The organism is Bacillus sp. CFBP9009 (assembly GCF_036541465.1).
GTDB lineage: Bacteria > Bacillota > Bacilli > Bacillales > DSM-1321 > Peribacillus.
In genome coordinates, this window is record NZ_JAZHFU010000012.1 from 71,122 (window position 1) to 88,909 (window position 17,788).

The window sequence follows — 17,788 nt, forward strand, 5'->3', positions numbered from 1 at the left end:
TAAATAATATATTTACATTTATTAGACAAGTCCTTTTGACCTAGTTTATATTACATTTATTTATCAAGGGAAACCTTTTTGTAACACAATTACTATTCCACCGAAACATTACTGTCATAAAGACCTGTTATTCTAAGTCTACGATTTAAAACAAAGGAGACTATTCATTTTGAAAAAAATACTACTTCCACTATTCACTGCTTTCTTTTTGGTATTTAGTTTTTCCGGAGTTTCATCGGCTGCTACTACTACATACAAAGTTAAAAGCGGCGACACACTATGGGGTATCGCCAATAAACATAATATAACAGTCAATCAACTCAAAAGTTGGAACAACCTGAAAAAAGATAACATCCATCCAAAACAAGTTTTAAAGGTCAAGAAAACATCGACCTCTACTAAACCTAAAGCTAAAGCTAAAACATCATCATCCAAGAAATATAAAACTATCACGGTGAAGGCAACAGCTTACACAGCGAACTGCAAAGGCTGCAGCGGGATTACAGCATCGGGTCTTAACTTAAAGAAAAACCCTAACGTAAAAGCCATCTCAGTCGACCCTAAAGTCATTCCACTTGGAACAAAAGTTCATGTAGAAGGATACGGGGATGCCATTGCGGCAGATAAAGGCGGCGCAATCAAAGGTAATAAAATTGACGTCTTCTACTCTTCTCACTCAAAAGCTATCAATTGGGGCAGAAAAACCGTTAAAGTAAAAATCTATAAATAATGATAAGCACCAGCCTGAAACCTTTCAGGCTGGTCTTTTGTTTTTCCCATTCTTGCAAACATTTAAACAACCAGTTGACCTTCAAACGGAAAATATTTACTGAAATTTCAGTCAATGTTATGATTAGTACATCTTAATCAAAAGAGAGGTGTGCGCTTTGAATATAGTCATTATAGGGGCCGGGGCACTCGGCTCCTACTTTGGGGGCAGGTTGCAGCAGGCCGGGCAGGATGTTCAATACCTTGTCCGAAAAAACCGCGCCAAACAATTGAAAGAAAACGGGATCAGCATAAGCAGCCCACATGGAAACTACCAATTCAACGACCTTCATATCACAGAGAATGTAAATGATATAGAAAAGGTCGATCTCGTGATTCTCGCAGTAAAAGGACAGCATCTGCAAGGCACCCTTACAGATTTAAAGGTGCTTGTCGAAAAGGGCGCAAAGGTCCTCCCGCTTTTGAACGGGTTGGAACATGTATCCATTTTACAGGACGAACTGGGCGAAGAAGCCGTCTTGGGAGGAAGCGCCTTCATCATAGCAACCCTGGATGAAAAAGGTCATGTCATTCACTCCAATGAAAATCACGATTTAATCTATGGCCCGCTTCATCCGTCACAAAAAAAGATTTGTGATGAATTCGAACAGGCGGCCGGATCAGCTATCATGAAGGCAAGCAGAACGGAAAACATATTGATCAGGATGTGGATCAAATATATGTTCATCACCGCTTTTTCCGGTGTGACAACTGCATCTAACCTCCCTATCGGCACGATACGGAGATTCCCGGAAACCAATGGATTGCTAGAAAAGGTCCTTGTTGAAATGAAGGAGCTTGCAAATGCTTATGACGTCGGTATTACTGTGGAGAATATTGCTCAAGCGTTGGAAAACATGGCAGGTTTACCTGACGACTCTACCTCTTCCATGCACCAGGACCGCCGGAAGGGCCTAACCCTCGAAGTGGAACATTTACAGGGCGGTGCACTGCGCCTTGCCGACAAGGCCCGTTTGAAACTTCCTGTGATCGGAACTCTATATGCAATCATAAAACCTTTTGAAAATTGATTTTCGCCAATACCGGTGCTCCACCGGTATTTTTTTTTGCAGCTTAGTAATCTATCTATATCCTAATCGTCACTTTTAATTCCTCCTCTTCCCTTCAGTTAATAAAAATCCCCAAGACCAAAAAGACCAAAAAGAAAACAATATCACCAAAAGAATATTCTGATTCTTTCTTCTGTTACACTATTATCAAGTTAAGAAAGCGCTATCATATAAAAAAGGAGAATGCACCTTGAAAATATTAAAAAATTTAACAGTTCAGGTCATCATCGGTATCATTCTAGGTATAACAGTCGGTTTCTTCTTCCCTGCTTTCGGTGAACAACTGAAGATATTAGCTGATTTATTTATTAAAATGATTAAAATGGTCATTGCACCAATCATCTTCTTAACCGTCGTAATCGGAATTGGCGGTATGGGCGATATGAAAAAGGTTGGCCGCATCGGCGGAAAGGCCCTGCTCTATTTTGAAATCGTTACCACTTTCGCACTTGCCATCGGAATCATCGTGGTCAATCTGCTGGGACCTGGTAAAGGCTTTAACATCGATTCCGTCGAGGGCGGAGATGTATCACAATATACAACAGCCGCTTCCGAAACGGAACATGGAGCCGTTGCTTTCATTTCTAATATCATTCCTGAAAATGCCGTTGCAGCACTGGCTGGCGGAGACTTACTCCCTATTCTATTCTTTGCCGTATTATTCGGATTATCAATGGCGGCAATGGGACCGAGAGTGCAGCCAGTCGTTTCTTTCTTTCAGCATATTGCCGACATTTTCTTCGGCATCGTAGGTATGATCATGAAAGTTTCTCCATTGGCCGCATTTGGAGCAATGGCTTATACAATCGGTAAGTTTGGCCTTGGTTCTTTAACCTCGTTAGGACAATTAATGGGTAGCGTATATATTACAATGGCACTATTCATCATACTAATCCTTGGCTCGATCGCAAAAATGTACGGCTTTAATATTTTCAAGTTCATTGCCTATATAAAAGAAGAGATCCTCTTAGTTTTAGGAACATCTTCGTCGGAATCCGCCCTGCCAAGCGTGATGAAAAAACTAGAAAAATACGGTTGCTCAAAGTCAGTAGTCGGGTTGGTTGTCCCAACCGGTTATTCTTTCAACCTTGATGGCACATCCATCTACTTATCCATGGCTGCGATTTTCATCGCCCAAGCCTATGGTGTCGATTTAAGCATCTGGCAGGAATTGACCCTTCTAGGAATCTTGATGTTAACATCCAAAGGTGCTGCTGGTGTAACGGGATCCGGTTTCATTACACTTGCTGCAACATTAGCTGCCTTCCCAATGATTCCAGTTGAAGGAATGGCATTATTGCTGGGAGTAGACCGCTTCATGTCTGAAGCACGTGCCATCACTAATCTAATCGGTAACAGCGTTGCTACAGTGGTCATTTCTAAATCAGAAGGTGAATTCAACCCAAACCAAGCCATCTCAGGTGATATGAGTGAGGTGGCCGTCTCATCGGAAAAATAATCGAACCCTGAATGAAGAGGTGTGCAACTTGCACCTCTTTTTTTGTATTGCTCCCTTTCTATCAATTAGCCAATTTTCTATAAATAGCCAATCAAATAAATTTCAGAATCAGTGAAAAGTGTTTATACTTTTATGTAACAGGTAAAAGTATAAAGTTAAAAGTTTTAGTAGTTTGATGGATTTAACCAAATTAGGAGGTTTTATCATGAAGGATTACGGATTATTTATTAACGGTGAGTGGTCGGATTTTGGATTGGATAAAATTGAAGTGAGAAACCCGGCAACGGATGAAATAGTTGCCACCGTTCCTAAAGGCGGTGCAACTGAAGCAGCGAAGGCTGCAGATGCCGCATATGAAGCCTTTACGGGCTGGGCTGCACTCTCAGTCTACGAACGTGCGGAACTAATTTGGAAATGGCATCGATTGATTGATGATAATAAAGAAGAACTGGCAAAAATCATGACTGAAGAGCAAGGCAAACCCCTTAAAGAGGCTCTTGGTGAGATGACATATGCAAACGGCTTTTTATCTTGGTTTGCCGAAGAGGGAAAACGGGTGTACGGCGAAACGATTCCTGCTTCCGTGTCCAATAAGCGGCTTTTCGTGACTAAACAGCCTGTCGGAGTTGTAGCTGTCATTACGCCTTGGAACTTTCCTGCAGCCATGATTACAAGAAAAGTGGCACCAGCGCTTGCCGTCGGCTGCACAGTCGTCATTAAACCGGCAAACCTGACTCCCATAACAGCTTTAAAAATGGCTGAATTAGCTGAAGAAGCGGGCATTCCAAAAGGAGTCATCAATGTCGTGACAGGAAAATCATCAGAAATCGGTGAAACTTGGCTTCAAGATACGAGGGTTCGTAAATTGACGTTTACCGGTTCTACAGAAGTCGGCAAAACCCTTATGAGGGGCTCAGCTGACACGGTAAAGAAAATCTCGCTTGAGCTTGGGGGTCACGCACCAGCAATCGTTCTTGAGGATGCCGACCTTAATAAAGCGGTAGATGGCATCATCAGTTCAAAATTCCGTAACGCAGGGCAAACATGCGTCTGTTCAAATCGCATTTATGTCCACGAAGCCATTCAAGAAGCCTTCATCGAAAAGCTCGTTGCCAAGGTAAAGGAACTAAAGGTAGGAAACGGACTGGAAGATGGCGTCGATATCGGTCCGCTTATCGATCAAAATGCAGTGAATAAGGTTCAAAAACAAATAGATGAAGCAATCAGCAGCGGAGCTAAGCTCGAAGCTGGCGGTAAATCAATAAGCGGCCTTTTTCTTGAACCAACCGTACTGTCCAACATTGATGACAGCATGCTCTGCATGAAGGAAGAAACATTTGGTCCACTAGCTCCTATAGCCTCCTTTAAGACTGACGAAGAGGCAATCAAGAGGGCAAATGACTCCATCTTCGGTTTGGCAGCTTACGTCTTCACTGAAAATATCACCAAGGGCATCAAATTCACCGAGGCACTTGAATTCGGAATTGTAGGCTTGAACGATGGACTTCCTTCCGTTCCGCAAGCTCCATTTGGCGGATTCAAGCAAAGCGGGCTCGGCCGTGAAGGCGGTCATCAGGGCATCGAGGAATTCCTGGAAGTAAAATATATTTCCTTAGGTTTGTAACCTATTTAGGCACACTGAAAACGGGCCCGACTCAATTGAGTCGGACCCGTTTTTTCATTCCAATATATCCTCTTCAAGCTTTTCCTCTTTTCGGATTCTGATGAACTTAACGATATTCAATACAATCGTTTTAACAACGGAGTAAGTCGGAACCGCCAAAATCATGCCGATGATACCGGCAATGTTTCCGGCCACGAGCAATAGGATGATGATGGTCAAAGGATGTGTGTTCAATTTCTTCCCGATGACTAACGGTGAAATGAAATTACCATCCAATTGCTGAATGACCGTTACAACCAGAATGACCAATAACGCCTCTGTCGGTGAATGAATCAACGCCACAATGACGGCAGGAGCGGCTCCGATAAATGGACCTACATATGGAATGATATTGGTTACAGCGCCAATTAGCGCGAATAAGAACGCATAAGGCAAACCAATGATCAAATACCCGATGAACGTTCCGATCCCGACAAACATGCAAACAAGCATTTGCCCTTGTATGTAGGTAGTAAGCGTCGCGCCAGTTTCCTGAAGTACTGTTAAAGCTGGTTTCCTATAGCGAACCGGTACGAATTTCATAATGGCGGCCGGAAGCTTATCCCCATCCTTCAACATATAAAACAGGATGAAAGGAACCGTTACGACCACTAAAGTAATATTCGTCACTACGCTGAAAACGGAAGTTAAACTGTTCGTTATATTACTAGGTAAGTTCGTCAAATATTTTTGCAGCGAATCCCCTACTTCTTGCAGAGGTACATAATCTTGTTCCACCGTCCACAAAAACCATTTTGACTCCGCTGAATCTTCAATGAACTTCCTTGTTTGATTGAAATAATCCGGGAGGTTATTGATTAAATCCGTAACCTGTTTGGACAGTGACGGGCCAACCAGACCGACCAGCAAACTAATCAATCCCAGGAAAAATACATAAAGCAATAATATCGCCAATCCCCTTGGCACTCTTCTTTTAACCAGGAAATCAACAGTGGGATTGAACAGGAAGTAGAGAAAACCCGAAATCAAGATTGGAAAGAACAATGTAGATGTAAAAATGACTATTGGTTCAAAAAGAAAAGAAATCTTTGTACCAACATAAAAAAGTAAAGACAATAGTAATAACTCTAACGTCCAAAAATGCAGTTTTTGCTTGAACAAATAATCTCCTCCACTATAAGCATTCTATATGACTCCTTATTTCTAAGAAAGCGAAAAATTCTATGTATGATAATCCTTCATTGTTAGCAGTTTACCATACTTCTATAACTTGAATGAATAATTATATATAAAATAAAAGAAAAAAGCCTAAAGATACAGTTCCCTATCTTTTTGATGGTTAAGCATCATTTTACACTTTAAATCTGTTATATGTTGGAGAAAAAAAACCTAATAAGCACCATCATGCAAATTTGAAAGATTCATGATTTTCCACCCAATACAGGAAACGGACCCAAATAAAAAAAACCCCGCTGTATTGGCGGGGTGGTTTTGAGTCTTATTTTTGATCTTGAAGAACCTCTTCAAGCATCGTACCGTTTTTAGCTAGGTTTGTATGCCATGAAAATGCTTTTTCAAGAATGTGTGGAGTTTGATGCCCGCCAGTTTGCGCAACCGCTTCAGTGAAGTATGCACGAAGCTGTGGACGGTAGTCAGGATGCGCACAATTTTCAATGATTAACTCTACGCGCTCTTTTGGTGCCAAACCACGTAAATCAGCGATCCCTTGCTCTGTCACTAATACATCCACATCATGTTCAGTATGATCCACATGAGAAACGAAAGGAACGATACTGGAAATCTTGCCGCCTTTTGCATATGATTTCGTTACGAAAATGCCTAGGCGTGAGTTACGGGCAAAATCTCCCGATCCACCGATTCCATTCATCATTCTTGTCCCAGAAACATGTGTCGAGTTCACGTTACCATAGATATCACACTCTAACGCTGTATTGATTGAAATCAAGCCAAGGCGGCGGATGATTTCAGGATGGTTAGATATTTCTTGTGGACGAAGAACTAGTTTATCACGGTATTTTTCAAGCTCACCGTAAACTTGCTTACCTTTTTCTTCAGCTAATGTGATCGAACAACCTGAAGCGAATTTAACTTTTCCAGCATCGATTAAATCAAATACCGCATCTTGCAGCACTTCTGAATAAACTTCCAAATCTTTAAATTCAGAATCAAGGAAGCCAGCGAATACTGCATTTGCCACTGAACCTACACCCGACTGAAGCGGAGCAAGGCTTTCAGTTAAACGGCCAGCCTTGATTTCTTCACGAAGGAAGTTAATGAGGTGGTTGGCAATTGTTGCAGTTTCTTCATCCGGCGGCACGATTGTAGAAGGTGCATCAAGATCTGTAGAAATGACGATTCCCATTACTTTTTCAGGGTCAACCGCAATACCGATCGATCCAAGGCGATCGCTAGCTTTAGTCATAGGAATCGGTTCGCGTTCCCCTTGTTCAGCTGGTGTATATATATCATGCATCCCTTCCAATCCTTCTGGGTGGGACACGTTCAATTCAATGATTACATGTTTAGCTTCTTGAACGAATATGGCTGAGTTACCTACAGAAGTTGTCGGGATGATCAATCCTTCTTCCGTAATCGCCAATGCTTCGATGATTGCAAAATCTATAGGTCCGACAATGCCTTGACGAACTTGTTCAGCTGTATGAGATAAATGCTGGTCCACATAAGTGACTTCATCAGCATTTATTTTATTGCGAATGCCTTTATCCGCTTGGAACGGCAAACGTTTGTTTATGATACCGGCTTCCGCCATATGTTGATCGACTTCCGGTCCTAATGAAGCACCAGTGTAAACGTCAACTTTGAATTTTTCAGTTTTTGCTTTTTCAACTAGAGCCATCGGAATAACTTTAGCATCACCAGCACGGGTAAATCCACTCATACCGAGTTTCATCCCATCTTTAATCCATGAAGCTGCTTCTTCCGCTGTAACTACTTTCCCCTTAAATTGTTCATTGCGAATTTTTTTGAAAACGCTTTCGTTCATACAAAAGACCCCCATTTTCGCTTTTCTTACACTTAATTTTACCAATCCTGTGTAATCGTCACATTCATTTTTGAATGAAAAGCCTTATATAGGGCATAAACCAGCATTTTATTCACACAAGGGAGAATCATTAAAATCCTAAAGCCCTCCTGAATTGACTTGCATAAGTTTGACTGACCTGGATTTTGGAATTGTCTTTCATTATCAGTAAAAATGTAGAATGAAAATCGGGAAGGATTTCTTGAATATAGTTGATATTGACGATGTACGAACGATGCACGCGAATGAATAAATCACTAGGTAAAATGAATTCCAGTTCACTTAAGTTCATTTTATGAAATCCACTCACACGTTCGGACTGAATTTTAGTTTTCCTATTTTGAGCTTCCAAATACATAATTTCATCATACGGAAGCGGTATCCAGCGATCTTCGGTTTTAATGGTCAAGAATGATGTCGGTAAAATTAATGGCTTTGTCGGCAAGATGGCCGTTACCGCTCCTAAAGGATTGCCCTGGTCCATGATAGGAACACTCAGCCCATAGTAAGGTACGCCAAATACGTTGCTTTCAACCTGCACCCCTATTTTTTTTCGGACACTCAGCGCTTTATATGTCGCTGTGTTTTCACTGATTAAATCACCTGGTTTTATTCTTAAGTCGACTTGTTTGCTCGGTTGATAATAAATGTATTTTTCGGAATCAGCCACAGAAATTGAAGCATCCTTCGGTACAAATTCCCTGATGATATTTAAAACGGATTCGACCGTAAATTGATCCATTTCCTTTCACCTCTTAAAAGAACATATTAATAATTTCCCTATTATTAAACAGGGCATTCATGAAATAATTCATCATTTTTTTGGAAAACTTACATTTTTTTGAATTTACTTTTCGTAAAATTAAAGAAAAATTGAAGTAACTAAGCGAAAAGCGGCAAAAAGGGCAAAAAAATCGTATTTAAATTTATATCCTTATTCATTATAGTTGGAAAGCTCCCCAATTTCCATGGGGGATTCAAGAAAAAAGTTTCCTTATATACTAACATTTAAATGCAACTGGGGGTGGAAATCAAACGCATAAAAAAGCCGCTCTCCCCATACAGGATAACGGCTAAAGGTCATTTTTCAAAACGGGTATTTTGAATCGAGGATTTTATTCTTAGTGATAGTATCTCTTCTAGATTTTTCAGTGGCAATTCCAATAAAAAGGGTCGGTCATCAGGTTGATATACATCCTCTGAAATGAGCGTATTAACGATCTTCTGTTTTTTTGCATTAACAATTCGGACCAGTCTCCCCATTTTCAGCTCCCTTTCTTTACATCAACTGTATCCGGCACATTCGGCCGGACATTCAGATGTCATTCTTTAACGCATCATGACCTTCTTTTCCGGTACGGATATTCACAACATTCGCCAATTCATAAATGAAAATTTTTCCGTCTCCTGGTTTACCTGTACTCAGGAATTTCCTTGCTACATCCACAACATCCTGAACTGGCACTTCACACACGACGATTTCGATTTTCATTCTGTCATGTAGTGACATTTCACGATTTCTGCCTCTATAGGTTTCCACATAACTTTTCTGAAGACCCGTTCCTTTTACTTCCGATACAGTCATTCCGCTTACCCCTATTTTTGCCAGTTCCGCTTTGAATTGTTCAAACTTGATTGGACGTGTAATGATTTCTATTTTCGTTAAAACCTCGGACATATGAGCAACCCCCTTTTAAATGGATTCGTGATAAGCTTTTTCTCCATGAAGTGTAAGATCAAGCCCCATTGACTCATCTTCTTCACTGACACGCAATGGCACGAAAAGGTTAATGACTTTAGCAACGACATAAGTGACCACGGCAACGAAGATATATGTCGCAATGATCGCTACAAGCTGCTTCCACAACAAGTTGAAATCTCCATAGAATAAACCATCTGCACCGTTTTCGTTAACGGAAGTGGTCGCGAATAAACCTGTAGCGATCCCACCCCATGTCCCGCCGATCCCGTGCAATCCGAAAGCATCAAGTGCATCGTCGTAACCCAGTTTATTCTTCAGGAAGAATACGCCCCAGAAACATACAGCACCGCCAATGACCCCGATGATGATGGAAGAGGCAGGGGTTACGAACCCGCAAGCAGGTGTAATGGCCACCAAGCCAGAAATAGCTCCGGAAACCGCACCCAGCAATGTTGCCTTTTTATTAGCCATATACTCAACGATCAGCCAGCCTATGATACCAGCAGCGGCTGCAACAGCTGTATTGACAAATACATTCATCGCCACTTCATTGATTGTCAGTGCGCTTCCGACGTTGAAGCCGTACCAACCGAACCAAATTAATGATCCGCCAAGGAATGTTAAAGGAAGATTATGCGGTGCACTGTCCCCCGACTCTTTCCTTTTACCTAACATGATCGCTAAAACCAGACCTGCGACCCCTGAAGAAATATGAACAACGTTGCCACCTGCAAAGTCAAGTGTACCTAGTTCCGCTAACCAGCCGCCTCCCCATACCCAATGTGCAACGGGAGCGTATACGAATAAAGACCAAAGGATCGTAAAAATCAGGAATGCTGAAAACTTCATCCGCTCGGCAATGCCACCTGCAATGATCGAGACGGTTAAAACGGCAAAAGTCATTTGGAATAACATGAACAAACTATGAGGAATTGTTTCGCTGTATGGTCCAGGTGCAAAGCCTACATCCTTTAAGCCAACCCAGTCCAGACCGCCCAAAAGTGTATTACCAGGTGAAAATGATAATGAATACCCAATCAGCACCCAAAGAATCGAAATGACAGCCAGTGGCATATAACTATGCATTGCCGTATTCAGGACATTTTTACTTTTTACCATCCCTCCATAAAATAGGGCAATCCCTGGTGTCATTAACCAAACCATCATTGTCGCCAAAAACATGAATACCGAATCTGCCATTTGCATACTGTTTTTTTCCCCCTTGTTTTTTGTATATGTTATGTTTATTAACACTATTATGTTATATTTTTTATCATATACTTAATTTTCTAATAATTCAACTTAATTTTTATATTTTATAAAAAAATGTTAGGTTATATAACATCACTATGAATAAAGGCTTAGATAATTTGATTTTTTTGGTTTTATAATTACTTTTCCACATTTTTACGACTCCATTACCGTTACATTTCCCCCTCTACTTATATCCCGCTTCAAAAAAACCAATAAAAAAAAGGGCCCTCATATTGAGGACCCTCAAAAAATATTCAATTAACAGCAACGAGACACTTTCCCACCCTTTGCATTATACCGTTCATCCTGGGCTTCGCAGAAAAATTCTTTCCTGGTTTTCACGGGATCCTCAGGATGATGCATTCTCATATGTGCCACATACGTATCATAACTTGGCACGCCGACGAGCAAACTGACGAACTGCTTCCTGTAGCTTAGAATTTTAATTAATCTTTTCAACATTGCCTTCCCTCCCTTATGATGACCTTGATACATAAGGTGTTTCATGTAAATCTATTTTCTGCTTCTTCAAGACCTTTATCCATAACCTAATGGCAGAAATCAGGACCGTAATCACCACGATCATGAAGATGGCACAAAGGGCAGCATCCACATAATCATTGACAATAACCCGCTTCATTTCGGCCAGATTGGCTGCCGGAGCAAGAATTTCCCCATTATCATAGGCTGCTTTAAACTTATCCTTATGCGCTAAAAAGCCAATCGCCGGGTTTTCGTGGAACAGCTTTTGCCACCCTGCCGTCATGGTCACTATCAACAAGAATGTAGTAGGCACAAGAGTGACCCATGTGTACGCTTTTTTGCCCATTTTGAAAAGGACCGTCGTCCCAAGCAGCAACGCAATGGCGGAAAGCATCTGATTCGCAATTCCAAACAACGGCCAAAGGGTATTGATTCCGCCAAGAGGATCAATGACCCCTTGATAAAGGAAGTACCCCCAACCGATTACACAAATGGCAGTCGCAATAATATTGGGCAGCCATTTATTCGTTTTTGCAAATGGTTTGTAAAAGGTGCCGATGATATCCTGTATCATAAAACGCCCTACCCTGGTTCCCGCATCAATGGTGGTCAATATGAACAATGCCTCAAACAGGATCGCGAAATGATACCAGAATGCCATCAGGGACGCTCCGCCAATCACTTGCGAGAAGATATGGGCCATGCCGATAGCAAAGGTTGGAGCTCCTCCAGTACGGGATATAATGGTCTCTTCCCCAACATCCTCTGCAAGGCCTGTAATCATCTCAGGCGTCAAAATGAAACCCCAATCCGATATTGTTGCAGCCACTTGCGCAGGTTCCGTTCCCACAACGGCCCCCGGGCTGTTAATGGCAAAATAGATACCTGGCGTCAATACACAGGCGGCTATCATCGCCATGATGGCTACAAAGGATTCAGTCAACATCGCCCCGTATCCGATTGGACGTGAATGCGATTCGCGTTCAATCATTTTAGGAGTTGTACCTGATGAAACGAGTGCATGGAATCCCGATACCGCTCCGCAAGCGATCGTAATAAATAGGAATGGGAATAAATTTCCGGAAAATACAGGTCCTGTTCCATCGATGAATTGAGTGACGGCAGGCATTTCAAGGCTCGGCATGACAATAAAGATACCAAGTGCAAGTCCGATGATCGTACCGATTTTCAAGAATGTGCTTAAGTAATCACGCGGTGCCAATAACATCCATACAGGCAAAACGGAGGCAACGAATCCGTATACAATCAACATGATAGCAATCGTTTCCCCGCTGAATGTGAACATTGGCGCCCATGTTGCGCTCTCAGCTACAAAGCGGCCTAAATATAAAGCCAGCATCAATAGTATGATTCCGATAATCGATCCTTCACCAACCCGTCCCGGTCTTATATAACGCATGTAAATGCCCATAAGGACCGCGATTGGTATGGTCGAGGCAATCGTGAACATCCCCCACGGACTGCCCACCAGCGCTTTTACGACAACCAGGGCAAGTACCGCTAATAAAATGATCATGATACCCAGGATACCGATCATCGCTATCAATCCAGTAATCGGTCCAATTTCCTCTTTGATCATCTCTCCCAATGATTTGCCGTTACGGCGCATCGAACCGAAGAGAATGATAAAATCCTGTACGGCACCAGCCAATACAACTCCGACTACAAGCCATAGCGTCCCTGGCAAATATCCCATCTGCGCTGCAAGGATGGGACCTACCAGAGGGCCAGCTCCGGCAATTGCTGCAAAATGGTGGCCAAACAACACCCATTTGTTTGTAGGAACATAATCTTTCCCATCATTATTCGCTTCCGATGGAGTCTGGCGATTGTCATCTAGCTCAAACACTTTCCGTGCAATGAATTTACTATAAAAGCGGTATGCAATTGAATAAACACAGAGTGCTGCAGTGACAATCCACATGGCATTGATGCTTTCCCCCCGGTTTAGCGCGACGAAACCAAAACTCACCGCACCCAAAGCAGATATGATCCCCCAAAGTATAACCGACTTAAGCGCTTTCATTTATTTCCATCTCCCCTCCATTGAACTATTTTACAACTATAAAAAACCTTCATTTATAAGGGTGCTGGGCTGTATTCCTCCCCACGCCCATTAAATTTAAAGAATTTTATATATATTCTGAATTATATGTTACCATAAGGATTTTTAGCAATAGTAAATTGGTCAATTTGTAAAGTATTTTCCATTATTTTGTCGATAATTACCTCTTTTACCACCAATATGTATTTTTGAATTCACACTCTTTATAAAAACCGCATCGGTTAAAAAACCCCATCTTTAGAAGGTGCATCATTAAATGAAACGGAAGTTGTCCTTGTTATGGGACCAACAAAAAAATGTGCACCTGACGGCACACATTCTTTCTTCATCCAATCTGATTTCCCCTTAAAGAACTGCGAAATAGGTCGTAATAAAAACACTTCTGCCGCAACAATTCATCATGGGATCCCTTTTCAATGACCCTTCCTTCATCAAGTACAAGGATTTGATCACTTTGCTGAATTGTATTCAATCTGTGGGCAATGACAAAACTTGTCCTTCCCTCCATCAAGCGGTGTAATGCTTCCTGGATTTTAAGTTCGGTAATCGTATCTATGCTACTTGTCGCTTCATCCAAAATCAATAGAACGGGATCGGCTAAAATAGCCCTGGCAATCGATAATAGCTGGCGCTGCCCCTGACTTATTCCACTGCCCTCTTGATTCAAGATGGTATCATATCGATCTGGCAGTTTCATGATAAAGGAATGGGCATTGGCAAGCTTGGCTGCATTCACCACTTCTTCATCTTCCGCCTCCAGTCGTCCGTAGCGGATATTTTCACGAATCGTACCTTGAAACAAGAAGGAATCCTGTAAAACGAAGCCCATATGCTTACGGAGACTGGACCTCGTCACCTGTTGGATATCCTGGCCATCAATCATTATCCGGCCGCTGTTCGGCTCGTAAAAACGGGCAAGAAGATTAATGATCGTGGTCTTACCGGCCCCAGTGGGACCTACAAGCGCGACGGTCTCCCCTTTTTCCGCATGGAAATTAACATCATATATCGTTTGCTCCTCATCATTATACGAAAAGGAAACACCCTCAAAGACCACCTCACCGCGGATATCGCGAAGTTCAGAGGCTTGCTTCTCATCCACTTCCTCTTCTTCTTCATCAAGTATGGCGAAAACCCGCTCCGCACCGGCAACAGCTGAGAGGAATGTATTGAATTGGTTAGCCAGGTCATTGAGCGGACGGGTGAATTGCCTTGAATACTCGGTGAAGATGACAATTACCCCGATGGAAACCGTTCCTATGCCACTCAGCGCCAAAAACCCGCCGACAGCAGCTATTACGGTAAAACTTAAGTTGTTCAGTAAATTCATCAGTTTTGGAATCAGACCAGAGTATGATTGTGATAGGAAGCCGGCTTTCTTCAAGTTTTCACTCCGGATGATAAAATCCCGGATCACTTTATCTTCCTGTGAAAAAGCCTTTACGATCCGTTGTCCGGAAATCGTTTCTTCTATAAACCCATTCAGCTCCCCAAGGTTCTTCTGCTGTTGTTTAAACAGCTTTCCCGTCCGGTTCGTTATCCACCTCAGACCGAAGAACATAAGAGGAACGATGAATAAGGTTAAAACAGTTAATAAAGGGCTCAAATACAGCATGACTCCGATCGTCCCGACCAGTGTCAGCACACTTGAAAAAATCTGGATGACGGAACTATTCAAAGTGGAACTGACATTTTCTATATCATTCGTGACCCTACTCATCAATTCCCCATGCTGGCGCCGGTCAAAAAAGGGGATGGACAGCTGGTGAAGCTTTTTGAATAATTGATTGCGCATTTCATAAACCGTATCCTGCGCGATTCCGATCATCCAATAATTCTGAAGCCACATGGATAGGGAATAGAATATATAGACTCCGAGAAGTCCGAAAAGAAGGCTGATCAGCCCCCCGCTATCTCTTGTGACAATATAATCATCAATGGCCATCCCAACAAGAAAGGGGCCAAGCAATCCCAAAACCGAGCTTATCAGCACCATGAAAAGGACACAAAATAGCAGGCTTTTATTCGTTGCTAAGTAGGGAATGATCCTTTTTATCGTATTCCAGGAGTTGACCGGTTTAGACTTTGCCTTATCGGGAGATATTCTTTGACTCAAGCGAAATCCCCTCCTCCCCAAACTGTGAGTGAACGATTTTTCGATAAAGATCGCTTGTTTGAAGCAAATCCTCATGTTTCCCCAGCGCAAGGACTTGACCGCTTTCCAGCAACAAGATTTTGTCCGCCTCCATGGCTGTACTGATTTTTTGTGTAATGATGAGCGTTGTGCATGTATAGTCCTTTAAAGCGGCAAGCAATTTACTTTCCGTTTTCAAATCCAGCGCACTCGTACTATCATCCAGAAGGAGAATCTTCGGTCTGCGCACCAATGCTCTTGCGATCGATAAGCGCTGTTTTTGCCCCCCGGACAGATTCACTCCTTTTTGCCCTAACTGAGTTTCATATTGCTCCGGAAGTTTCATTACGGTCTCATGCACCTGAGCATGCTTGGCCGCTGCCATGATTTCCTCCATCGAGGCACCTTCTTTTCCCCAAGCGACATTATTTTTTATGGTTCCTGAAAAAAGCAGCGCCTCTTGCGGTACATAGCCGATCCTTTTCCGCAGCGAATTCAGGGGGATATCTTTCAGATCCTGGTCATCAATTTGAATGGAGCCGCTTTCAACTTCGTATAATCTCGGAATCAGCTGAAACAGAGATGTTTTCCCTGATCCTGTCGCTCCTAAGATGGCAAGCGTTTCTCCCGGATCGATAGAGAAGGTCAGGTTTTTCAATATCGGCGTATCGGTTCCAGGATAGCGGAAAGATACATCCAAAAACTTGATGCCTCCCCCATTGACGGACCCACTCTTGCTTTCCGCCTTACCTTCATCAATATCTATCGGGGTTTCAAATATTTCCGTCACACGCTCCGCTGAAGCCTTCGCACGGGAAATGACCATGATCAGCCATGAAAAAACGGAAAGAGATGCCGCAATCCTTGTGGCATAGTTTACAATTGCCACAACTTCCCCTACCTGTATATCTCCAGTTGTTATAAATTCGCTTCCAAGCCAGAGAATGATCAGAATCGCCACATTCATGACCAGCATCAGTACAGGCATCGTCGTTTCTATTAGACGAAGTGAAGTCACGGTCTTTCTTTTCAACTCTTCATTCGCATCGTCAAATCGGCCGATTTCATGCTCCTTACGAAGAAAAGCCTTGATCAAGCGCATGCCTATCAGGTTTTCCCTCATGACACCATTGACATTATCGAGTTTTTTCTGTACGAGCTTAAACAGCTTGGCTGCTCGTTTCATAACCCATCTCAGGAAGAAAACAAGAACCGGAATTGAAATGACCAAAACAAGTGATAGTTTCAAATCGACCGCAATAGCCATTATCGCTCCGCCGATTACGATCAATGGCGCCCTCGCCATGATACGCAAGCCCATAAAAACCGTATTTTGAAGTTGGGTCACATCATTTGTCATCCTTGTTATCAACGAGGAAGTCGGGATATTATTCAAATTCGCAAAAGAAAACGCCTGTATTTTACCAAAAAGGCTTTTCCTGACATCATGTCCAAAGCTTTGACTTACATGTGATGCCGTAAAGGAATTAACGATTCCGCCAAGAAATGAAAAAACGGAAAGCCCAACCATGACACTTCCCCATTTAATCACCACCGATAAATCTTTCTGCAAAATGCCATCATCAATTATTTTTGCTATAAATAAAGGTTGTAACAGCTCTACCCCGAGCTCGACAATCATTAAGGATAAAGCAAGAATGATCAAAAGCCAGTACGGCTTAAGAAATGAGGACAATTTTTTCATCTATGACACCTTCGATTCTTCATATGTAGATAGCATCTTTTCATCCTCTCATTATACATTTTTATACAGATTTTTTAAAAGAATTTAACTGTTTTAAGAGATTGGTAAATATCTTGATTTTTTTTTATAAATACCCTTGACAAATAACAGGAAATAAGCGAAAATTCTAATTGATAATGATTTTCAATTTCATTATCGATCTCTGAAATTTGATAAGCAATTACGATATTCTCTTATCGTACCCTTTTGATATTGTACATAGATACAATGTCGCCCCGGCTTCTCTGTGCCTAGTAAAATTATATGCTCATTAGCGAATGCAAGTCACTAGAATATTGCCCCCTCTTTATTCAAGTAATTTATTCACGTTGGAAGCATATTAGGCAGCCGGGGATTATTTTTTTCAACTATTAAACTTACATATATGATTAAAGGAGCA

14 protein-coding genes are annotated in these 17,788 nt (G+C 42.0%); 4 read left to right on the forward strand and 10 right to left on the reverse strand.

From position 1 onward, the window contains the following. Positions 1-169: 169 nt before the first annotated feature. The 4 genes from V3595_RS21710 to V3595_RS21725 all read left to right on the forward strand — a co-directional run bounded on the left by V3595_RS21710 (position 170) and on the right by V3595_RS21725 (position 4,921). Complete coding sequence (locus V3595_RS21710) at positions 170-730, forward strand: 3D domain-containing protein (RefSeq protein WP_485909471.1); 561 nt, start codon at positions 170-172, stop codon at positions 728-730. 157 nt (positions 731-887) lie between these two features. Then, positions 888-1,799 carry a ketopantoate reductase family protein gene (locus V3595_RS21715; RefSeq protein WP_485909473.1) on the forward strand — a complete coding sequence of 304 codons (912 nt, stop codon included), beginning with the start codon at positions 888-890 and terminating at the stop codon, positions 1,797-1,799. A 229-nt stretch (positions 1,800-2,028) separates the two neighbouring features. Continuing rightward, positions 2,029-3,297: a dicarboxylate/amino acid:cation symporter gene (locus V3595_RS21720; RefSeq protein ID WP_485909475.1), complete on the forward strand. Its 1,269-nt coding sequence runs from the start codon at positions 2,029-2,031 to the stop codon at positions 3,295-3,297. Positions 3,298-3,502: 205 nt separating this feature from the next. Then, positions 3,503-4,921 (forward strand): NAD-dependent succinate-semialdehyde dehydrogenase, encoded by a 1,419-nt coding sequence (locus V3595_RS21725; RefSeq protein ID WP_485909477.1) that lies wholly within the window; start codon positions 3,503-3,505, stop codon positions 4,919-4,921. Positions 4,922-4,975: 54 nt separating this feature from the next. Here the strand turns inward: V3595_RS21725 and V3595_RS21730 are convergent, their stop codons facing one another. From V3595_RS21730 to V3595_RS21775, 10 genes are all read right to left on the reverse strand, one after another. Further along, complete coding sequence (locus V3595_RS21730; RefSeq protein WP_485909479.1) at positions 4,976-6,082, reverse strand: AI-2E family transporter; 1,107 nt, start codon at positions 6,080-6,082, stop codon at positions 4,976-4,978. 337 nt (positions 6,083-6,419) lie between these two features. Beyond that, positions 6,420-7,946: a succinyl-CoA:acetate CoA-transferase ScpC gene (gene scpC, locus V3595_RS21735; RefSeq protein WP_485909481.1), complete on the reverse strand. Its 1,527-nt coding sequence runs from the start codon at positions 7,944-7,946 to the stop codon at positions 6,420-6,422. A 130-nt stretch (positions 7,947-8,076) separates the two neighbouring features. Further along, positions 8,077-8,727, reverse strand: coding sequence for a LytTR family DNA-binding domain-containing protein (locus V3595_RS21740; RefSeq protein ID WP_133351753.1), 651 nt, complete (start codon positions 8,725-8,727; stop codon positions 8,077-8,079). Between the two features lie 338 nt (positions 8,728-9,065). Next, positions 9,066-9,248 carry a hypothetical protein gene (locus tag V3595_RS21745; RefSeq protein WP_485909483.1) on the reverse strand — a complete coding sequence of 61 codons (183 nt, stop codon included), beginning with the start codon at positions 9,246-9,248 and terminating at the stop codon, positions 9,066-9,068. A 52-nt stretch (positions 9,249-9,300) separates the two neighbouring features. Further along, a complete protein-coding gene (locus tag V3595_RS21750) occupies positions 9,301-9,663 on the reverse strand; it encodes a P-II family nitrogen regulator (RefSeq protein ID WP_063235326.1) in 363 nt (120 codons plus the stop codon). A 15-nt stretch (positions 9,664-9,678) separates the two neighbouring features. Beyond that, complete coding sequence (locus tag V3595_RS21755) at positions 9,679-10,893, reverse strand: ammonium transporter (protein WP_485909485.1); 1,215 nt, start codon at positions 10,891-10,893, stop codon at positions 9,679-9,681. Between the two features lie 306 nt (positions 10,894-11,199). Further along, positions 11,200-11,403 carry a YbdD/YjiX family protein gene (locus V3595_RS21760; protein ID WP_098370450.1) on the reverse strand — a complete coding sequence of 68 codons (204 nt, stop codon included), beginning with the start codon at positions 11,401-11,403 and terminating at the stop codon, positions 11,200-11,202. Positions 11,404-11,416: 13 nt separating this feature from the next. Continuing rightward, positions 11,417-13,471 (reverse strand): carbon starvation CstA family protein, encoded by a 2,055-nt coding sequence (locus V3595_RS21765; RefSeq protein ID WP_485909487.1) that lies wholly within the window; start codon positions 13,469-13,471, stop codon positions 11,417-11,419. Positions 13,472-13,835: 364 nt separating this feature from the next. Further along, positions 13,836-15,701, reverse strand: a complete 1,866-nt coding sequence (locus V3595_RS21770) for an ABC transporter ATP-binding protein (protein WP_485909489.1) — start codon at positions 15,699-15,701, stop codon at positions 13,836-13,838. Further along, entirely contained in the window at positions 15,601-17,349 is a 1,749-nt protein-coding gene (locus tag V3595_RS21775; RefSeq protein ID WP_485909491.1) for an ABC transporter ATP-binding protein, read from the reverse strand. The genes V3595_RS21770 and V3595_RS21775 overlap by 101 nt, the downstream gene beginning before the upstream one ends. Positions 17,350-17,788: the final 439 nt, after the last annotated feature.

What these genes read in the sequence shown, in the direction of transcription:
- V3595_RS21725 (WP_485909477.1), top strand. Translation starts at nt 3,503, where the DNA reads ATGAAGGATTACGGATTATTTATTAACGGTGAGTGGTCGGATTTTGGA.
- scpC (WP_485909481.1), bottom strand. Translation starts at nt 7,946, where the DNA reads ATGAACGAAAGCGTTTTCAAAAAAATTCGCAATGAACAATTTAAGGGG.
- V3595_RS21740 (WP_133351753.1), bottom strand. Translation starts at nt 8,727, where the DNA reads ATGGATCAATTTACGGTCGAATCCGTTTTAAATATCATCAGGGAATTT.
- V3595_RS21745 (WP_485909483.1), bottom strand. Translation starts at nt 9,248, where the DNA reads ATGGGGAGACTGGTCCGAATTGTTAATGCAAAAAAACAGAAGATCGTT.
- V3595_RS21750 (WP_063235326.1), bottom strand. Translation starts at nt 9,663, where the DNA reads ATGTCCGAGGTTTTAACGAAAATAGAAATCATTACACGTCCAATCAAG.
- V3595_RS21755 (WP_485909485.1), bottom strand. Translation starts at nt 10,893, where the DNA reads ATGCAAATGGCAGATTCGGTATTCATGTTTTTGGCGACAATGATGGTT.
- V3595_RS21760 (WP_098370450.1), bottom strand. Translation starts at nt 11,403, where the DNA reads ATGTTGAAAAGATTAATTAAAATTCTAAGCTACAGGAAGCAGTTCGTC.
- V3595_RS21765 (WP_485909487.1), bottom strand. Translation starts at nt 13,471, where the DNA reads ATGAAAGCGCTTAAGTCGGTTATACTTTGGGGGATCATATCTGCTTTG.
- V3595_RS21770 (WP_485909489.1), bottom strand. Translation starts at nt 15,701, where the DNA reads ATGAGGATTTGCTTCAAACAAGCGATCTTTATCGAAAAATCGTTCACT.
- V3595_RS21775 (WP_485909491.1), bottom strand. Translation starts at nt 17,349, where the DNA reads ATGAAAAAATTGTCCTCATTTCTTAAGCCGTACTGGCTTTTGATCATT.